We start from the raw sequence: 19665 nt of genomic DNA on the forward strand, positions 1-19665 counted from the left end.
TTTCTAGATTATGGGCATCTACCCACGATAAATTTTCCAGCCTTCTTGACCGAACAAGGCAAAAGTAAAAAGAAAAAGAAAAATGCTTACAAGCCTCTTGCTCTGAACCTCGACTCGGATTCAAGTCAGCTAAACAAACATCTCCTCACATCAAACTGCGTCCTCTTGTTGAAGTTGAGAGAGATAGTTAGTTAAAACGGATTCTGCAAAAGCTAAATCTTCATTAGCAAACTCAGTTTTTAATGCAGCAGCCTCAACATCAGAAATAGCATCCCACTGCTGAGTTAATTTTTTTTCTGGAGATAGATAGCAAAATCTAATACTTCTTCTTGACTAGACAAGGGCAATTGAGACAATATTTCCAGTAGTTGCCTGTGAATAGTTGCTGTTGGTTTTTCTGGCATTGCCACACTTCCTAGATTAATAGATAGAGTATGTAATCTAATGTTCTCATGCTTCAAGCTTTGCTTTTCCTTGAACTATCCATTACAGCGAAACTAGCTAGAGGCAGATCAAGGAATAACCTAATTATTAATTTCCAATAACCCAGGCGGTGGCGTGATTTCAATACGATTAGATTTCAAGTCTACTACTGGTGCGATCGCTTCCACAAATGGAATCAAAACAGTCTTTTGCTTTTTGTCGCCACCCAATGATTCATGCAACTTTACTTCTAACAAATCATTGCCCGCAGGGATGATATCTACCACCGTACCAACGAGTTCGCCAGATACTTGCATGAAAACTTCTAAGCCAATCAAATCGAGGACATGATATTCATCTTCGCCTAATTGGGGGCGATCGCTAGCTGGCACCATTAATGTACAACCGCGCAACGCATCAGCTTGATCGCAATTTTCCACACCAGCTAATTTGATTACATACAAGTTTTTGTTACTGATATAACGTCCTGTCAATAATTCGATTGGTTGCGGTTCTGTGTCACCTGAACGCAACAACCAACGTTTTCCCGGCACCTCAAATCTTTCGGGAAAGTCTGATACAGGATAAACCCGTAATTCTCCAGACAATCCTTGAGGGGAAACAATCTTACCAATTTCTAGCCAATTCTCGAGATTGGGGGCTGGGGATTGGGGATTGGGGATGGTGGGGCCCCCTCTGGGGATAAGGGGTAATGGGGATTGGGTATTGGGGATTTTTGAATTTCCCCCTACTCTCTTGCCCCTCTGCCCCTCTGCACCTCTGCCTCCAATCTCTTTATTAGCTTCTTCGTGTTTCATTTCCATTTTTCCTACTAGTACAACATGGCGGAAATAAACCACCCATTCCAAATCAATGAAACGCTTACGCTGTATTCATTTTTAATTTTTAATTTTTAATTCCGCCTTGCGGTACTAGGCAGTCACCGCCGCACCTTTATAAGCTTCTTCAGCTACTTTTGCTAAACGTTGCATGGCAGTGGCAATCTCCTCATCGCTGCCGGTGAGGCTGATGCGGAAACATTGGTGCTTGTGCGCCCATTCCTCCTCTAAACCGGGGAAGAAAGTACTTCCAGGGACAATAATCACACCTACTTGCTTTAATTGTTGGTAAAATTCCCAATCAGTGATGGGTAAATCCTCTAACCACAACCAAGCAAAAATTGCTCCTTCACCACGATGGAGATACCAAGGTAAATCTTTGGGCATCGCTTGTTCTAAGCTAGTTTCTAAAACGGTAAATTTATTTTGGTAAAAGGGACGGATGACAGTATGAGAAATTTCTACTAAAGCACCAGAATTGATTGCATAAGCTGCGATCGCTTGGCCGTAACGTGAAGAATGGAGACTCATATTTGCCTGAAAACACTCCAGCACCTCAATCCACTTTTCATCCCCAATCGCTATACCAATTCTTTCCCCTGGTAATCCTGCTTTCGATAAACTCATACAGTGGAGAATATTATCACCAAACACTGGTGTCATTTCGGTAAAGTTTAATGCTGGGAAGGGAGGTGCATAAGCCGAGTCAATTAACACGGGTAAATTGTAAGGTGCAGCTAGGGCGGCAATCTTTTTCACCTCATCATCGGTGAGGACGTTGCCAGTAGGATTACAGGGGCGAGAGAAAAGGACACAACCAGTATTTTCTGTAATCGTAAGTTTGCTGAAGTCGGGGCGATATTTAAATCGGTGGGCAGCTGCATCAATATCGAGAGTTGGTTTGTAGGCAGTTAAAGCTTTTGGAACTAAGCAGATACCGCCATAACCTGTGTAATCAGGGCTGAGGGGCAAAACGATTTTTTTTAACTCGCCGCTAGGGGTATAGCCACCGAAGGTATTGGCGGCGTAGAAGTAGAGAGTTTGACTGCCGGGGGTGATCAGGATATTGCGATCGCTTAAGTTTAACCCGTAGCGTTTGTTAAAATCATTAGCGATCGCTTCAATCAATGGTGCATAACCCTGACTTGAGCCGTAGCGGCAAACTACCTCACCATATTCTGGACTAGCCAAAAGCTGTGCAGTACAATCCCGCCATAATTGCTCTACCTCTGGCAAAATCAACGGATTACCAGCACTCAAATTAATAAACTGCTGCCCTGCACCCGCTCGTAATGTTTCGATAATATCCTTCATGATTGCTCTGACGCCAGTCAGGTTGGACATTTGAGCGCCGATTTGAGTTAGGGCAGGGTTCATAAGCTGTGACAGAATATATTAATTGAGGGGTGGACAAATTATTTGGGGGCTGCTGCTGACATCCAGTTTACATCGTTGTCAAAACAGCTGTTGCCGCCTTTAACCAATCTAGCTAGAGAATGATATTTTAACAAAGGTAATAATATTTATCGTTATAGCGGCGATCGTGCTGAGTAAATCCAATGAAGTAATACAAAAGTTTATCATGTGTTCAATATTTATGAGGGGACTGGATACTGGGTACTAAGGACTGGGGAATGGGGAGATGAGGGAGATGAGAATTTTGCTTCCCTTTCCTCCCACACCTCCCAATCCTCAATGCCCAATGCCCCATGCCCAATGAAAAAACGATATAGGAGCGCTGAAATTGCAAGTTAAAGCAGCAGTAGCTTACAGCGCAGGTAAGCTGTTGACGATTGAAACCGTTCAACTATCGGGGCCACAAGCCGGCGAAGTGTTAGTTGAAGTGAAAGCAAGCGGGGTTTGTCATACCGACGCTTTTACCTTATCTGGTGATGATCCCGAAGGTTTATTTCCGGCTATTTTGGGACATGAAGGTGCTGGTGTGGTAGTAGAGGTAGGTGCTGGTGTCACCAGTCTCAAACCAGGGGATCATGTGATTCCCCTCTACACTCCCGAATGTCGTCAGTGCGAATATTGTCTAAGTTTCAAAACTAATCTCTGTCAAGCCATTCGCCTAACTCAAGGACGCGGTGTGATGCCCGATGGCACTAGCCGTTTTAGTCTCGATGGACAAATGATTCATCATTATATGGGTACATCCACTTTTGCTAACTATACGGTTCTGCCGGAAATCGCTTTGGCAAAAATTCGCGAAGATGCCCCATTTGATAAGGTTTGTTACATTGGCTGCGGTGTGACTACTGGTATTGGTGCAGTCATCAATACTGCCAAGGTGGAACCTGGGGCAAATGTCGTGGTTTTTGGTTTGGGTGGTATTGGCTTAAATGTCATCCAAGGGGCGCGGATGGTAGGGGCAAATATGATTGTCGGGGTAGATATTAATCCCAACAAACGCGCCTTGGCAGAAAAATTTGGCATGACGCACTTTGTTAATCCTCAAGAAATAGAGGGTGATTTAGTTCCCTATTTGGTTGATTTAACAAAAGGCGGTGCTGATTACAGCTTTGAATGTATTGGTAATGTAAAATTGATGCGTCAAGCATTAGAATGCTGTCACAAAGGTTGGGGTGTCAGCGTGATTATTGGTGTTGCTGGTGCTGGACAAGAAATCAGTACTCGTCCGTTTCAACTAGTAACTGGTCGCGTTTGGAAAGGTTCAGCTTTCGGTGGTGCTAGAGGACGTACAGATGTGCCAAAAATTGTTGATTGGTATATGGAAGGTAAGATAAATATTGATGATTTAATTACCCATGTAATGCCCATTGAGCAAATTAATGATGCTTTTGAATTGATGCACAAGGGTGAATCAATTCGTAGTGTAGTGACTTTTTAATTCGTAATACTCGCCTCTGGTGAGAAGCAAGCTACATAATTCGTAATTTCTGACTGATGCTTACGCAGACACTCGTGTTTCAAATAAGGTTTAAATCTCTATTTGAAACACAATTATGAATTATGAGTTTTTAAATTATATAGACATTACAAATCTGAAAAAAGGCAAAAAAACTGATGCCAAATTTCTATGAAACAGACTTCTACACTTGGACTCAAGAACAGGCTAACTTTCTGCGTCATCACCAATGGAACCAGCTTGACCTACCTAATTTAATTGAGGAAATTGAATCTTTGGGAAGAAAGGAACGCCAAGAATTGAGAAATCGCCTTAGTGTGTTAATTAGACATTTACTCAAATGGGAATATCAACCAAAGGAACGCAGCCGTAGTTGGTTAGCAACAATTAGAGTACAACGACGGGAAATTATCAAGTTGTTGAGCGACAATCCTAGTCTGAAACCTTACCTTGAAGAGGCACTCCAGGAATCTTATGAAAATGGTAGGGATTTAGCATCAGGAGAAACAAATTTGCCACTCTCAACTTTTCCCCAGCAATGTTTATATCTTTTTGAGGAAATTCTGAGCGATCGCTTTTATCCAGGTGAGTCTACCACAGATGATTTAATGAATTGACACTCCTCAGTCAACTTGATAATACTCCATCAAAGTATCGATCAATTTCTGCTGTAAGTATTTCAAAGTCTACAGGCTTGGTTAAGTGGCATTTGAAACCGGCTTTCAGCGCGAGTTGCCGATCCTCTTGGCCACCGTAGCCGGTGAGTGCAATCAGAATTGAGCGATTAAATTTGGAATCTTTACTTAGTTCCTGTGCAACGGCGAATCCATCCATTTCAGGTAGTCCGATGTCACAAATAATCACATGAGGCTCAAGCTTCCTGGCAGTTTCTACCCCTAAAATTCCATTTTTGGCAATGGAAACTTCATGCCCAAAATACTCAAGTACTGCTTGTAATGATACGGCTGAATCCTCGTTATCTTCGATGACTAAAATCTTCAACGATTTTTGAGCCGCCTCTGTAATCTCCAGGTTGTTGTCCAAGGCTGTAATCTCTTCACATACAGGGAGAGTAACTTTGAATTCTGCTCCCAGATTAATCCCTCTACTTGATGCTTGAACATGACCACCATGAAGTTCCACAAGACTTTTTACTACCGAAAGTCCCAAGCCTAGTCCACCCCTTGAACGGTCTAAGCTGCGATCGGCCTGGGTAAACGGCTCGAAAAGTTCTGGTAATATTGTCGGGTCTATCCCTATGCCTGTATCTCTTACAGATAAGGCCGCTACACTACCTGAGCCATTTTCACTTGGAATAACTGAGAAATCAACCCAGATCGTCCCATCTGGCTTTGAGAATTTTAAGGCGTTATCAAGAAGGTTCCCAAAGACTTGGAAGAAGCGAGTGGAGTCAACATAAGCCCACACGGGCGTGTTTGGCAGGTCTTGGACTACGTTAAGATTCCATCTCTTGATTGCTTGTGCATGGTCATTGAGACTTTGGCGAACCAATTCCACCAGATTAACCTTCTCAAGGTTTAATGAAATCTTCCCATAAGTGATAGACGATACGTCAAGTAACTCATCGATCAATTTCGAGAGGTGCTTAATCTGGTGCTGCATCATTAAAACTGTTTCCCCGACTGCACCAGTCTCACCCAGCTTTAACTTGAGTAGCTGAACGCCGTTGGAAATAGGAGCAACAGGATTCCTCAACTCGTGAGCCAGCATCGCAATAAATTTGTCTTTCAGGGCGTTTTGGCTTGTAAGTTTCTGGAAAAGTTGCACGTTGGCGATCGCAACTGCTGTAGTATCTGTCAAAATCTCAAGCAGTCCGATTTCTTCGGGTGTGGCTAGGTGTCGTGTACTCCAGTAGGCTCCAATCGCACCCAATGGTTCAGAAACCCTGATCGGAACCATCACTAAACTCTTGACAAAAGTTACTTTATACGCATCGATAGGAATTCGCGCATCTTGGTAAATGTCCTCAATTACGGCTGCTTGTTTATTGAGCATTGCCCAACCGGAGATGCAAGACTTGAGGGGAAAACGCATACCTTTCCAAAGCGGCCCAATGGCATTTTCATCGACATAGTGACAACATTCACCATCCCGCAGTACAAAAGTGACTCCATCCGCATTTGTGAGATCGCGAGCTGCTAAACGCACAATCTCAATAATTTCCTCAATAGTCCGCACACACGCCAAATCCTTCACGACTGAAAGCAGCCTGTTGTAAGACGAAATGTTATAGCTTTGAGTTGAATTGTGTTCTTGAGAGATGGAGGTTTGTAATATATTTTTCATAAAAGACTCCAAACAACAGGGATGTCTGTATAAAAACTCAGGTAAAGCGGGTAGGTTTCAGCAGATACTTACTCTTAATCGTAATCTTAACTTTAGATATTGGGAGTACAATCTTTTAATGCATTTTTTCTCCTATTGTAGTATAAATATTTTTAAGTATGGCAGTGAATATTCGGAAAATTTTTGTGTATTCTAATGCAACTTCTGATGTTTGATGTACTGCCGTTACGTAGTTAGGAATAATAATTAAATAAAATACAATTTATGTCCCTGGTTTACCTCACCCTCAATCCCTCTCTTTATAAAGGGTGTATACATGTAGCTTTCCAAGGTGGGATTAAGGGGGGTAATTCGACTTGTCTGGTAGCTCTACAAGTAAAGAAGGACTGTGATTATTTATCTTCAGAACAGCGATGTTTAGGTAACAGGCTCTTTTTCTGCTTTTCTTGCAAACTGCTGGCTTGTTTCAGGACTGGGATACACTGGTTAATCATCCAGATTAAAACCTCGATTGTTGAGTCTCCTTGCTGAAGGCGGTTTGCGGCACTTACGCCAATAAACATTGTTTGCAAAATTAGCAAGATAGCGTAGGCGTAGCCCATCGTAGACATCGATCTTTGGCTTGCACTTTTACCAGGTTTTTTAGCTGACATCTGAATTCACCTTGTTTTTCGGTTTACAAGGTCAATTATTTTTTTGGGTATTTCCCCAGACACATCCCCCACGCAACGTCTATAATGCTTGTATGGTCAGGTTTTGCGGCTTGGGGAAGCTTGTTTGTTTGGGTAATTAAAAATTATTTGACTGATGTCAAGAAATATTCGTGGAGATGAATCAGTTTTAGAGAATGTACTCAGTCTGGTAGAAGCATTACTGCAACTGTCGGTAGAGCAAGATTGTGAATCAAAACTTCCACTTTGCGTTATCTGGAATGCTGATAAGTTGCGAATTACCGGATATAAAAGCCAACAAACGAAAGGAAACAGAAGTAAAACAACTGAAGTTGGTACAAAAAAGGAATATTTACTCAAACAGATTAAAGATGCTGGCAAAACTTTAAAACTTCCCCCACAAAAAGCAGAATCTAACGTTTCTCAGGAAAAAAGAGAATTAGACGAGCTGCAAACTGCACTTGACTGGTTAAAAGAGTTGGGAGTGCGAGAAGACCAAACATCTACAAAGAGTCAAGGTTATTGGAAATTTACCCTGGCGCTAAAACATCAGACAGCGACGATAAAAGAGAATCTGGAGGTGGTTAAGCAAAAGTGTAAGGAATACCAAAAGGCGAATTTAAAAGGAATATCCCAGGAACAAACAACAGATAATAGCTTCTATTGGCAAGAAATCTGCGGCGCTATGCTGGAAAAGCACAAGCGTCTCACCACAAATGAGTTGCTGTTTGCTGATGATGAGATGAAATTTGAGCTAGAGGCAATTCATGTCCCTTTAGCATTGGTGGAGCGTAACAAACCGAAGAAGTGCAGCGAGGATATTTCCGCAGAACAAGGTTCCCGACTTTACGAACCGAGTTATGAAGAGAAGCAGCGATTTGAACATCAGGCTTTTTTAGAGCAAATTATTCGTGATGGTGTTGGTAAAACTCAAGGACACCGCATCGCTTTAATTGGGGAACCGGGTGCGGGAAAAACTACTCAGTTGCAAACTATAGCTTTTTGGATATTAAACAACAATCTGGGTCTACCAATTTGGATTTCTTTGGCAGACTTGCAAGGAAAGAGTGTAGAAAATTATCTGCTGCAAGATTGGCTGAAGAATGCTTTAGAAGTGGTGCGTGTAAAAGAAGAACAGGAAAACGCTTTTGCAGATTTATTAAAGAATAATTCTGTGTTGTTGTTGTTGGATGCAGCAGATGAAATGTCTTCACTTCAACCATTAACTGAGATTTCCCAGCAGTTAACAGGATGGGTGAAAAATGCGCGGGTTGTGCTGACTTGTCGGGTGAATGTTTGGGAAGCAAACGCGGGCGCTTTAGAAAATTTTGAGACGTATCGGTTACTCAATTTTGAATATCCGCAACAAGTGCAAGAGTTTATTGAGCGTTGGTTTCAACCTCGGAACCTCACCCCCCAGCCCCCTCTCCTTATTAAGGAGAGGGGGAGTAACAAAGGGGAAAAATTATGGCAGGAATTAGATAAAGCTGAACGTCAGCGTATCCAAGATTTAGTTAAAAATCCTTTGCGGTTAGCGCTGTTGTGTAGCACTTGGCAAGGTTCCGATAAAGGTTTACCGGAAACTAAAGCCGGACTTTATCAGCAGTTTGTGGAAGAGGTTTACAAGTGGAAAGAAAACCGCTTCCCTACCACCGAACAGCAGCAAGAGGAATTAAACGCAGCGTTGGGACGTTTGGCAAAACGGGCAATTGATCGAGAAACGTCACGGTTTCGGCTAGAACATAAGTTTGTGCGTGAGGAATTAGGCGATCCAAAACAACAAAATTCTTTATTTTGGTTAGCGTTAAAGTTGGGATGGCTAAATGAAGTTGGACTAGCTGCGGAATCACCAAAAGAGAAAGTTTACGCTTTTTATCACACCACATTTGAGGAATATTTTGCAGCGTTGGCGGTTGATGATTGGCACGAGTTTCTGAATCATGTTCCCGACAACCCTGCGCTAGGCGTTTATCGTATTTTTGCCCCGCAGTGGAAAGAGGTGATTTTGCTGTGGTTGGGACGTGAGGATGTGGGAAAGCAGAAAAAGGAAGAGTTTATTCAGGCGTTGGTGGAATTTGATGATCGTTTCTGCAAACTTTATTGGTTTCAAGCCTACTTTTTGGCAGCAAATGGTATTGCAGAATTTAGGAATTGTAGTCGTGCTGATGAAATAGTAGCACAGATAGTTCAATGGGCTTTTGGTTGCTTTGATAGTACTAAACAAGGGTGGCAGTCTTTCTTTCCACTTGAGAAAAAAGCTCGAACAATAATTCGAGATACTGATCGCAGTAAAGTTGTGATTGAACTCGTTAAATTGTTGCACTTATGTCAAGATAAAGAAATCCGCAGACAAGTTGCTAATAAAAATCGTAATAAATTTGATGAAATAATTCTTGGTCGAATTGCATTAACTTTATTAGATTTTTCTCCTGAGAACTTTGAAGCTTGTAAAGTCCTGAAGGAATTAATTAATAATAGCGATAATTACTTTGTTCCACCTTTTTGGTTGAATAAGCTTCACTTTAAGGGACAAGTTGAAGCTATAAGACAGCATGTGTTTTGGGATTCACGACCTATTGAAATATCGTCTGAGGCATTCAAAGAACAAAATCATAGTAGTAGAGAAGAAGAAATAATAGATTTGATTTACTCCCTAAAGAATATTGAGGATAGTAATCCACAAAAGGTTGAGACGATGTTGAGATTAGAGAAAATAATTACTGGGAATCCAGAGGCTATTTCTCCTATTATTGAAGTTATTAAGCGATCGCTGCTTTCTAACGAAGATTTTGATCGCTACCTTTTGTATCAGGCTCTTGAATATGTAAAAAGAATTGGAAGTGGTAATCCAGAGTTAATAAGTATTTTGATTTTAATAATTAATAAGCATGGATATTATGAAGATTATGCAATTAAAGAACATGCTATTTGGGCTTTAACAGCTATTGGTATTGGTAATGAAAATGTCTTTAACTTTATTATTAATTTAATAGACAATGATGGCTTAGTTGGATTTGTTAGTCCTGTTGCATGTTTAGGAATAATCCTTAGAGATAATTTATTTTCTTTAGCAGTTGCCAAGTTAAGTTGCTACTTACAAGATTCAGTTTGTCAAAATAATCGTGCTTTCTACTTTGATTGCTATTGGACACTCTACCATTGCGCCGAAAATATGGCCTATCCGGCTTTTTATCAAGCTTGGCATCAACAAGAGAAAGTGAAAGATGGAGAGTAAGAAAGAAAAATACTTCCTCCAGCCAAAACATAAGGGAAATGTAGAAGCAGCAATCCCTTGTAAAGACGCGATTCATCGCATCTCGTAAGCGTCTCGTAAATCTATCGCGTCCGATATTTCAGTAATCTAGGGGATGCGTCGCCCCTAATAAAACAGATATTGTGAACAGAATGGGAATGCGTAGGCGTAGCCCGCCGCAGGCATCGTTTTTGCGATCGCCGCGATGAATTGATTAAGAGATCGCCTTTACGGTTTATATACCTCACTGCGATGAGCGATCCTTCAGGGCTTTAATGTTGGGGTGCGATCGAGGAGTTTGTTCTAGCTGCTGCAAACATCGGGCAATTTTCTTAGCAAAAGCTTTGTCAGCATTGACATAAACTTCTTGGACATCGGGATGAAGAATAACTTCATACATCAGAGCGAAGAGTTCTCCATGCGGTGTATTCGGCTTTAGGCGTTACTTGATTTTGCTTAACTCGCTCTAACAATCCAGGAATTGCCAAAAGCTCTTGGGTTGCAGCTTCGCTTTCAGCATTTGCCAAATAAGCAGCAAAATCAGTCAGCACCCGTAATCGTTCTGGAGATAATTGCTGGAGTAAGTCATTAAGCTGTTGCTGTAACTCTGCGACAGAAATCAATCTGCTGATGACCCATCATCCATCGGAGAATTATCGGTAGTATTCATTGCCTACTTCAGAATTTCAAGGTTTAGTTTTTATTATGCCGCGATCGCTGGAGATGATAAAAGCAACTAGCTTTTATACTTCACTTTTAACCTAGCCCCCTGCTATGACTGAAAACTATTTATTGTCCCATTCCCTATTTACGCGTATAACGATGTTTCACCCCAATCGGAAAATATTCAGCATCCCCCATTGAAGCTAACGTAACCTGTGGTGTTTGATATTCTGCGGGAACATAATTAGCAAACTCACTATTTAGCCGTAGCAGTTGTGAAAGAATAGAAGATGCGATCGCAACTCTTCGATCTTCACTACCCTCTACCCCTGCTCCTAACTCCACAACCACAGATAAAAATCGATTCTTGTCTGCATCTTCCTTCACTTGCAACACAAATTTACCCGTTACCCATTCTTGAATTACTGGTTGTTCTAATCCCACCGTCACATTTTCGGGATAGATATTTGCACCAAAGTAGGAAACCGTAAAGTTAGAACGGCCAAAGACATAAACAAAAGGTAACTGATGAATACCTCTAGCTGATTGTTGACTATCAGAACGGAGATTTTCAAGCGGGTTAAATCCCCATTCAGCTAAAAATTGCAGCATGGCATCATAACTAATTATCCCGCCAGTATCTAAAATGTCATAACGCACTAAGGGAATACCGTTATCTCCCGAAAACAGCAATCCGCCGTCTTGAACTTCAAAAAAGCGATTGCAAGGATCGTATTGTACTAGTGTGGGTAAACGCGATTCCCCAAATAAAGCTCTAGCAGCATCGGGATTTATTGCCAAAAAACGGCGAATGCAGATACTTAAAGGTGTTTCATTACCCAGAACTCCGGCATCCGCAGTGCCGTAGAGTGATGCAAAATCATAGCAAGGATTTTGTGAACCAATTCTTTCCCCAACTAAACTCCGCCATTCTTCGCTAAATACTTCTCCCGCCATCACTAATTTAATCTGATATTGCTGCCACTCTACACCACGGGCGATACCAGTATCTATAACATCTTTCAAAAATGGCGGGTATCCCAATAACACCACTTGTTCAAATTCTGAACCAAGTTCCTGCACAACTCGTAATATTTCTTCTTTATTGTTACCAGGAGTAATTACGGTGATGGGATAACCTTTGCTAGCAAGATAACGACAGCAATTAGTGGTAAACATCCCACCTACCCAAGTGCCTAAAGTGAAACAAATCACTGCTAGAGTGCGTCTGGTATCTGTATAGAAACTATCGTGAAAAATCTGTTCAAAGCGTGTGGCTATTTGGAGTTCATCTGTGAAAAAACGAGGCCAAAATGTCGGTTTACCACTGGAACCTGATGAAGCAGCTATCATGTCGCACGCTTCTAGTTGTCCGTTGTGGCACAAGTCAGCTAAGGGATAACGCAGGATATAATTTTGTTTAGCGATCGCTGGGAGTTTTTGAAACTCCTCTAAGGTTTGAATAGTGGCGGGATTAATTTCTCTTTCTGCTAAAAATGCCTTGTAGGCAGGGACATTAGCCGCTACATCGTGAAATAAATTCAAAACTGCCGAAGTTTGAGTGTTGAGATGCCGTTGCAGTAATGTTTCTAGGGGGGTAGACAAAAAATCTTCAAATGCTTTAATTACTTGCTGTTGTCTTGATTTCCGGTTCATGACCCTTGTTGTTTATCCTGAAGTAAAATCAACATCGTTAAAATAATTCGTAATTCGTAATTCGTAATTCGTAATTCGTAATTCGTAATTCGTAATGAAGCTCGTTCCTCTCTACGATATGCTGCGCGATCGCTGGCGTAATTCGTAGGATATCCGAAAATGAGGATAGGCGCGTTGTAGTTATTCAATAAAACCTTAATTTATCCTTCAGCACCATGCAGCTCTATTGCAGTAAACAACATACAAATAATGGTAGTAACCGCTTTTGTACCCATTGTGGTGAACCATTACCTCTGGCTGTGGGACAGGTTGTAGATAATCGCTATCAAATTATCCGTCAACTAGGACAAGGTGGCTTTGGACGTACCTATTTGGCGGAGGATAGAAAGAAATCCCATCAAACCTGTGTGCTGAAGGAATTTGCACCCCAAGTACAAGAACATCAAGATTTACAAAAAGCTAAAGAGTTATTTGAACGAGAAGCAAATGTTCTGAAAAAACTCCAGCATCCACAGATTCCGCGTTTTCACGCCTCGCTACAAGTGCAAATAGGCGCTAAAGATTTTTTCTTTCTCGTGCAAGATTATGTGGATGGGGATAATTACTACCAGTTATTAGAACAGCGTGAAAGTCAAGGCAAAACCTTTAGTGAAGCGGAAGTAATCACTCTCCTGCAACAAATTTTACCAGTCTTATCCTACATCCACTCGCAAGATGTCGTTCATCGTGATATTTCTCCTGATAACTTGATTTGCCGACGTTCTGATAATTTGCCAGTGCTGATTGATTTTGGCGGTGTCAAGCAATTGCCGGCTTCTCAAGGTTTTTGGCGCACCAAGTTGGTTGGAAATAACACTCTGCTGGGTAAAAAAGGCTACGCTCCAGAAGAACAACTACGGCAAGGACAAGCTTTTTTTAGTAGCGATTTATATTCTTTAGCTGTGACTGCATTAGTGTTGTTCACAGGTAAAGAACCACAAAAATTATACGACAGCTATCAGGGAATTTGGAGATGGGGAAAGGAAATCCAAGTTAGCTCGCACTTAGAAGCGGTGTTGAAAAAGATGCTAGCTTATAAACCGAGCGATCGCTATCAACGAGCCGAGCAAATCCTCAAAGATTTACCATCGTCAACTGCGACTAAATCCTCAGGTAATTATATTACTAGCAAGATTAAGACAATGGTAGTTGCTCCGGGAAGACAACGCGCTAGTGCGATTGTGAGTAGATTTCAGAGCAAAACGCAAGCAATTGCTAAACCGATGTCTTGGCCTGTTTGGATTCGACCTTTTGCGATCAGTTTAGGGGGGACGGCTTTAGTGGGATTAACTTTAGCGGCGGGAAATGCAGCCATTCGGGCTGTAACTTCAATCACCATCCCATCAATTTCATTACCTTCATTACCGCAAATTCCCCAATTTCCAAGTAGTAAGCCAGTCAGCGACAAAGGAAAAAATAGCAACCTCCAAGAAATTATCAGTCGTCGTCAACAGCTAGAAATTCCTGAAGGATTTTTTATTCGCTTTGTAGATGATTTATTTTATACAAAAAAACCTGAATTAAAGGGACGCAGCCTGACATCTAAACCTGAAGATGCTGGTTTACGAGACGAATGGTCTGGTGTCGCTGACGATTTATTGAATAAAATAGAACAGGCTGATATCAGTACAGCATCTCGGCGAAAACTGGGTAAATATACTGCACAAGATTACGAAACATGGAGACGACAAGCGCGATCGGGGCAGTTTGGAAATTATACAATCGATCAGCTGACCAAAGATACAAATGAAAAATTTGATCGGTTGTTTCCTGGTCAGCAGCGTGGGAAACTGAATCAACAGACTTTTGGTCAAATTTGGTATGCGATCGCAGCCGATCGAGTCAGTAAAGTACAATCTGGCAAGTAAGGGGACTGGCGACTGGGGAAGAGTCACAAATAACTAATGACTAATGAGTAATGAGTAATGACAAATGACTAATAACTAATGACTAAAATATATTGTTCTAAAGGACATGAAAATTCCCCAGGTAGTCGCTTTTGTCTCCAGTGTGGTGAAAAATTGTCGGGTGCGTCCATGAGTTATAGTATCCAACCGGGATTAACTTTAGGCGATCGCTATGTGATTGTGCGTCAAATCGGCCAAGGTGGCTTTGGACGCACTTATTTAGCTGAAGATGTTAACCGTTTCCGCGAACTTTGTGTTTTAAAAGAATTTTCTCCGCAAGTTCAAACCGCTTACGTTGTCCAAAAAGCTGAAGAACTGTTTGAGAGAGAGGCGAGTGTTCTTTATAAATTGCAACATCCCCAAATTCCCCGCTTCCGGGAACTGTTGCGGCTAAATTTAGGCGGCAAAGAATATCTGTTTTTGGTGCAAGATTATGTCGAAGGGGAAACTTATAACTCGTTGTTAAATGCCCGAATACAACAGGGTTTGCGCTTTACCGAGGCAGAAGTACGCCAATTGTTGCAGCAAATTTTGCCAGTGTTGGAATATATTCACTCCATTGGCGTTATTCATCGAGATATTTCTCCAGATAACTTAATGCTTCGCACTGTTGACAAACTGCCAGTGTTAATTGATTTTGGCGGTGTCAAACAAGTAGTAGCAACCGTTGCTTCCGAATATTACCAACCCGGTATGGTTGCATCTTCTCCATCACCAACCCTATTAGGTAAAATAGGTTTTGCTCCCCCAGAACAGATGCAAACTGGGTTAGTATCTCCCCACAGCGACTTGTATGCCTTGGCCGCATCAATGTTGGTTTTACTGACAGGAAAACAACCCCAAGAATTAATTGATACTTATACTCTCAGTTGGCAATGGCGGCGTGAAGTTAACCTAAGTCAAAGTTTGGCACAAGTATTAGATAAAATGCTATCTGCCAGACCAGGCGATCGCTTTCAATCAGCCCGTCAAGTACTCCAAGCTATCAACTCACCCCCAGCAAACTATCCCCCAACTCAATACCCCACTCCACCACAACCCACATCCGCCACCGTCGCCATCTCCCCACCTCCCCCATCCCCCTCATCCCCCTCATCTCCCCCCCCTCCCCCTTGGTGGACACCAACAAAAACCTTCCTCATAACGGTGCTAGCGGCTGGTAGTATTGGATTAATTTGGTGGGGAGTGACTGGCCGCCGCGATATCGGGGAAGTCAAACCTACTCCCACAGCCAGCCCAATTCCAACCAGTGAACAACCAACCGATCCCTTAGCGCAATATTCACCAGCAGAACGGCAGCGTAAAGAAAAATTAAGCGATCGCCGCCAACAATTGGGTATTGACTCTAACTTCTACGTGAACTTGGTGAATCAAGTTTTTTGGGATAAAAACCCCAGTTTACGAGGACGCACTCTCAGCAATGGTTCTGAAGATGAGAGTTTGCGCGCAGAATGGGATACAACCGCCTCAGAATTACTAGAAAAACTTGCGCCACTGAGTTCCAATGCCCGCCGACAACTGGGAAGTTACACAACTGCCGAACGCGATCGCTGGAAAGTGGAAGTCAATAAAATCAACGTTGGTAGTCGTTCTTTATATGATTTAGGAGATGCTGCTTTTTTCAGTGTATTTCCTGAACAGCGGGGTCAAAATTTCAAAGGTCAGCCCATTGGACAAGTTTGGTATGGTTTTGTTAGCGATCAACTCAGCGCTATCCTTGCCGGTAGCACTTTCCAGAAACTTGTCTTTGATCCAGGTGCGATCGGCAAAACCGTTAACGGTACTCTTCAACCTGGTGGTGGTAAGGTATTTATTGCTGGACTTGCCAAAGACCAATCTCTAGACTTGAAACTACAAGGAAATTCCCAAGTTTTATTATCAGTCTATTCACCCTCTGGTAAAATTCAATTTCTAGAAGATTCTACCAAGCGTAGTTTGTCAACTAAATTACCAGAAAGCGGATTTTATGAGTTTGTTGTGGTTTCCACAGCAACAAAACCAGTAGATTATCAACTCACCATCACAGCAGAAACTCCCACGCCAACGCCAACTTCCACCCCATCGCCCATACCAACGCCTACAGAAACTCCCACATCAACGCCTACAGAAACTCCCACACCAACACCCATAGAAACTGCCACTCCGACACCGACACCGACGCAGGAGACAAAACTCTAGTACAAGAAGGCAAAAGTAAAAAGAAAGAATGCTTATTTTGTAGGCTTTCTGACTATTTGAAATGGCTGGTTTATTGACGCCGTGTTGTACTAGCCCCAGGTGAGTTCCAATTTTGGCATAAGGCGCTGTAAATTTTTCAGCGATCGCTCTTGCCAAGGAATCGTGGTTGAACCTTGTACAATCAGTTGAATATCTTCTTGACGACGAACCTTCAAGACAAATTTTGACAAAACATTGATTCCAGAACTATTAAGAAATTCTAGCTCTCGCAGATTTAACATTAACTCAGATGGGCGATCTTCCAGCACATGATCGAGTAACTCCACAATTGGCGCATAATCTTCCATCCCCGCCAACCGCAAAGCACCTCGACAGGAAACAGTTTTTGCCATCTGATCGTAACGGACACTATATTTCTCACTTGTAATTTCCATTGCCTTTAGCCCCTTCCTGCTGAAAAATTCTGATTGAGCAAACTACATCATCAAGTACACCATCGTTGTAACAGTGATGATTTCTGGATCTTCCTGAACAGTTTCAAACTTCCATCCTATTTTTGCCAAATAGTCACTCATCATGGTTAATAGTCCCAGTCCAGAGCTAGTATGGTTATCGTCCTCAGCATTATTTTCTAACTGACGAACCAGTAGCTCACCGGGATCATCTGCAATAATTTCTTGGATAAATGCCTGAAAGTCATCAACTGCCTCAGCAGTAAGGCTATTTGATGCCAGAAAAACAAGGCTATCGGTATGCAGCTGTAGCGTAATGCTGATCGGATAATCAGTTTTCCAATTATTAAACTTCATTGAATTTTCTAAAAGTTCATTCGCAATGAAGCTAACAACACTTTTCACCTCAATCTTACTGTTAATTTTGGAAACGGTATCCTGATTTCTGGGAAAAAACGTTGCAAAATAATCTGCCATAAAATCAGCCGATAGACCATTATTATGCCAGCGCTGTTGGAGAGGGACTGAACTTGGTGATAAAACGACCGTCAAATATTCTCGACTTACAGGTAGGTAATCATTGAAATCTCCAAGAATTTTCATCATGCATGTAGCCCTCAATTGCTACCTACTTTAGGGTTTGACACTGGAGAAATCATATCATTATCCAATGTAATTTTAGCTTTGGCTTGGGTAGGAGAAGAAATGCCACCCATAGAGGAAGTTTGGCGACTTTACTTGCGTCGTTTTACCATTGCCGACTGGCATCGCTTTTTAATCTTCGTTTACATTAGACATCTCCAGTAATTAAAGATGCATTACCCAGAACCCTTGCAGAGAAGTAGCACTGCTACGTCAAAACAATTCTTTTTCACCAGATGTCTATTGGACTGTGCCCAAGTTAAGTACTCCCAAGCAGTGTGAGTGGTGGAGCGATCTGATGCACCTCATGACTTGGGAATTGTGGTTAGCCCAGGAGTTTAATTTCTGGGTCAATTTCTGCAAAAGTATAGTAGGGTTGACAATTAATCATCGATCGTTCAGATCGATCAATACCCTCAATGCTGTGGAGTGAGCATAACAATGGTAGATCAAGGACGCTTAAACAATCAGGTCGATCCACAGATACAGGAGCTAAACCACCAGATTGAGCAACTCCAGCAGCGGCTTAGGTTGGCGCTTCAAGAAAAAAACGATTTAGAAGCCATTCTAGCAACTGTTACCCACCACTCCGATCAGATTTTGGATAGCATCGAACGAGAGAAGACTGACTTAGAGATTCTGCTCGAAAACACAACTGAGCATTCCAGCCAGTTAGAGTCTGAGTTGCAACACCAGGTTGAAGAAGAACGACGACAGCGAGAAGAACAGTTTCAGTTAATTACTGCGGCCACACCTGTAGGACTACTGATCTCACAAATCGCTGATGGGCAGATTCTATACGCAAACCAAACGATAGGAGCGATATTAGAGCTTTCGCCACCAGAACTTCTCAACTACCACACCGTTGATTTTTATATGAATCCTATGGAGTGGCAGACCCAGTTGAATGAGATTGCCACCCAGCAGAAGTTTCAGGGCGAACTCCTGTTTAAACAGGTCAATGGCTCTCCCTTCTGGGTTCTCATCTCGATATGTCCCTTTGTGTTTCGGGGAGTCGAAGCACTGTTAATTGCAATTACGGATATCAACGATCGCAAACAAGCAGAAGAAGCACTGCGACTGACAGAAGCAAAATACCGCGGTATCTTTGAGAACGCCATCGAAGGCATTTTCCGCACTTCTCTAGAAGGACGTTATCTGGAGGTGAATCCAGCAATGGCAGCTATGTTTGGCTATGCCTTTCCAGACGAGATGACGGAGGCGATTACGGATATTGCTCTTCAGGTCTTTGTCAATCCCAATCGCCGCCAAGATTTTGAACTCGCGCTAGCCACTCAGGGTGAAATTAAAGATTTTGAGTATCAGGTGTATCACCGGGACGGTAGCACTTTTTGGGTTTCTGAATGGGCACGAGTTGTACAGAATGCTCAGGGAGCATCCCTCTATTATGAAGGAAGCTGTATTGATATTACCAAACGCAAACAGCAAGAAGACTCCTTGAGGCAACAAGTGCGAAAGCTACAGATTGAGATCGATCAGAGCAAACGGATCAAAACAGTTGCTGAAATCGAGCAGACCGATTATTTTCAATGGTTGATGCAGGAAGCTGATAATCTGCGCCATAAAGACAAATAAACAGTTAACAAGTATTATCACTCATTAATGAAGTGCAAAAACTGCAAAAGTATAGAACTCTAGAATCTTTTCTCACTGGGGTGAAAGAGAGTGCGATCGCAAATTGCTACAAGATGAGAATTATATAGTTTGCAGCGTATAATTTGCATAGTCTAACCATGAATAAT

The 19665-nt window shown here is 42.1% G+C and carries 18 protein-coding genes; 7 read left to right on the top strand and 11 right to left on the bottom strand.

Annotated elements, in window-relative coordinates; all coding sequences use genetic code 11:
- Positions 1-284: 284 nt before the first annotated feature.
- From FD723_RS42545 to FD723_RS06605, 3 genes are all read right to left on the bottom strand, one after another.
- Positions 285-404, bottom strand: coding sequence for a DUF2281 domain-containing protein (locus tag FD723_RS42545; protein ID WP_256875096.1), 120 nt, complete (start codon positions 402-404; stop codon positions 285-287).
- A gap of 120 nt (positions 405-524) precedes the next feature.
- Entirely contained in the window at positions 525-1241 is a 717-nt protein-coding gene (gene rimM, locus FD723_RS06600; RefSeq protein WP_179064605.1) for a ribosome maturation factor RimM, read from the bottom strand.
- Positions 1242-1355: 114 nt separating this feature from the next.
- Positions 1356-2639, bottom strand: coding sequence for a valine--pyruvate transaminase (locus tag FD723_RS06605; protein WP_179064606.1), 1284 nt, complete (start codon positions 2637-2639; stop codon positions 1356-1358).
- Positions 2640-3006: 367 nt separating this feature from the next.
- Between FD723_RS06605 and FD723_RS06610 the strand changes: the two genes are divergently transcribed.
- Together FD723_RS06610 and FD723_RS06615 are read left to right on the top strand one after the other, a co-directional pair.
- Entirely contained in the window at positions 3007-4116 is a 1110-nt protein-coding gene (locus FD723_RS06610; protein WP_179064607.1) for an S-(hydroxymethyl)glutathione dehydrogenase/class III alcohol dehydrogenase, read from the top strand.
- Between the two features lie 176 nt (positions 4117-4292).
- Positions 4293-4751 (top strand): DUF29 domain-containing protein, encoded by a 459-nt coding sequence (locus FD723_RS06615; RefSeq protein ID WP_179064608.1) that lies wholly within the window; start codon positions 4293-4295, stop codon positions 4749-4751.
- 10 nt (positions 4752-4761) lie between these two features.
- On the opposite strand, the gene FD723_RS06620 is transcribed toward FD723_RS06615, so the two are convergent.
- Positions 4762-6441, bottom strand: a complete 1680-nt coding sequence (locus FD723_RS06620; RefSeq protein WP_179064609.1) for an ATP-binding protein — start codon at positions 6439-6441, stop codon at positions 4762-4764.
- 392 nt (positions 6442-6833) lie between these two features.
- Positions 6834-7094, bottom strand: coding sequence for a hypothetical protein (locus FD723_RS06625; protein WP_256875097.1), 261 nt, complete (start codon positions 7092-7094; stop codon positions 6834-6836).
- Between the two features lie 154 nt (positions 7095-7248).
- Here FD723_RS06625 and FD723_RS06630 point away from each other — a divergent pair, with 154 nt between their 5' ends.
- On the top strand, positions 7249-10347 hold the full coding sequence (locus tag FD723_RS06630) for an NACHT domain-containing protein (protein ID WP_179064610.1): 3099 nt from the start codon (positions 7249-7251) through the stop codon (positions 10345-10347).
- Between the two features lie 262 nt (positions 10348-10609).
- On the opposite strand, the gene FD723_RS06635 is transcribed toward FD723_RS06630, so the two are convergent.
- From FD723_RS06635 to FD723_RS06650, 4 genes are all read right to left on the bottom strand, one after another.
- The gene (locus FD723_RS06635) at positions 10610-10765 is read right to left on the bottom strand and encodes a type II toxin-antitoxin system RelE/ParE family toxin (protein WP_223265139.1); all 156 of its coding nucleotides are present in this window, start codon (positions 10763-10765) and stop codon (positions 10610-10612) included.
- Positions 10758-10988 (bottom strand): hypothetical protein, encoded by a 231-nt coding sequence (locus FD723_RS06640; protein ID WP_256875098.1) that lies wholly within the window; start codon positions 10986-10988, stop codon positions 10758-10760. The genes FD723_RS06635 and FD723_RS06640 overlap by 8 nt, the downstream gene beginning before the upstream one ends.
- Before the next feature lie 181 nt (positions 10989-11169).
- On the bottom strand, positions 11170-12684 hold the full coding sequence (locus FD723_RS06645) for a phenylacetate--CoA ligase family protein (protein WP_179064611.1): 1515 nt from the start codon (positions 12682-12684) through the stop codon (positions 11170-11172).
- Positions 12681-12872 carry a hypothetical protein gene (locus FD723_RS06650; protein ID WP_179064612.1) on the bottom strand — a complete coding sequence of 64 codons (192 nt, stop codon included), beginning with the start codon at positions 12870-12872 and terminating at the stop codon, positions 12681-12683. Before FD723_RS06650 ends, FD723_RS06645 begins: the two co-directional genes overlap by 4 nt.
- A 27-nt stretch (positions 12873-12899) precedes the next feature.
- Here FD723_RS06650 and FD723_RS06655 point away from each other — a divergent pair, with 27 nt between their 5' ends.
- Positions 12900-14591, top strand: coding sequence for a serine/threonine-protein kinase (locus FD723_RS06655; RefSeq protein ID WP_179064613.1), 1692 nt, complete (start codon positions 12900-12902; stop codon positions 14589-14591).
- Positions 14592-14669: 78 nt separating this feature from the next.
- On the top strand, positions 14670-16808 hold the full coding sequence (locus FD723_RS06660) for a serine/threonine-protein kinase (RefSeq protein WP_179064614.1): 2139 nt from the start codon (positions 14670-14672) through the stop codon (positions 16806-16808).
- A gap of 89 nt (positions 16809-16897) precedes the next feature.
- Here FD723_RS06660 and FD723_RS06665 read toward each other — a convergent pair whose 3' ends face one another.
- Together FD723_RS06665 and FD723_RS06670 are read right to left on the bottom strand one after the other, a co-directional pair.
- Entirely contained in the window at positions 16898-17242 is a 345-nt protein-coding gene (locus FD723_RS06665) for a hypothetical protein (RefSeq protein ID WP_179064615.1), read from the bottom strand.
- A gap of 42 nt (positions 17243-17284) precedes the next feature.
- The gene (locus tag FD723_RS06670) at positions 17285-17866 is read right to left on the bottom strand and encodes an ATP-binding protein (RefSeq protein ID WP_179064616.1); all 582 of its coding nucleotides are present in this window, start codon (positions 17864-17866) and stop codon (positions 17285-17287) included.
- A 15-nt stretch (positions 17867-17881) separates the two neighbouring features.
- Here FD723_RS06670 and FD723_RS06675 point away from each other — a divergent pair, with 15 nt between their 5' ends.
- Both FD723_RS06675 and FD723_RS06680 read left to right on the top strand, forming a co-directional pair.
- A complete protein-coding gene (locus FD723_RS06675) occupies positions 17882-18067 on the top strand; it encodes a hypothetical protein (RefSeq protein WP_179063507.1) in 186 nt (61 codons plus the stop codon).
- 276 nt (positions 18068-18343) lie between these two features.
- Positions 18344-19498, top strand: coding sequence for a PAS domain-containing protein (locus tag FD723_RS06680; protein WP_179064617.1), 1155 nt, complete (start codon positions 18344-18346; stop codon positions 19496-19498).
- Positions 19499-19665: the final 167 nt, after the last annotated feature.

This window comes from Nostoc sp. C052 (assembly GCF_013393905.1).
Classification (GTDB): Bacteria; Cyanobacteriota; Cyanobacteriia; order Cyanobacteriales; family Nostocaceae; genus Nostoc.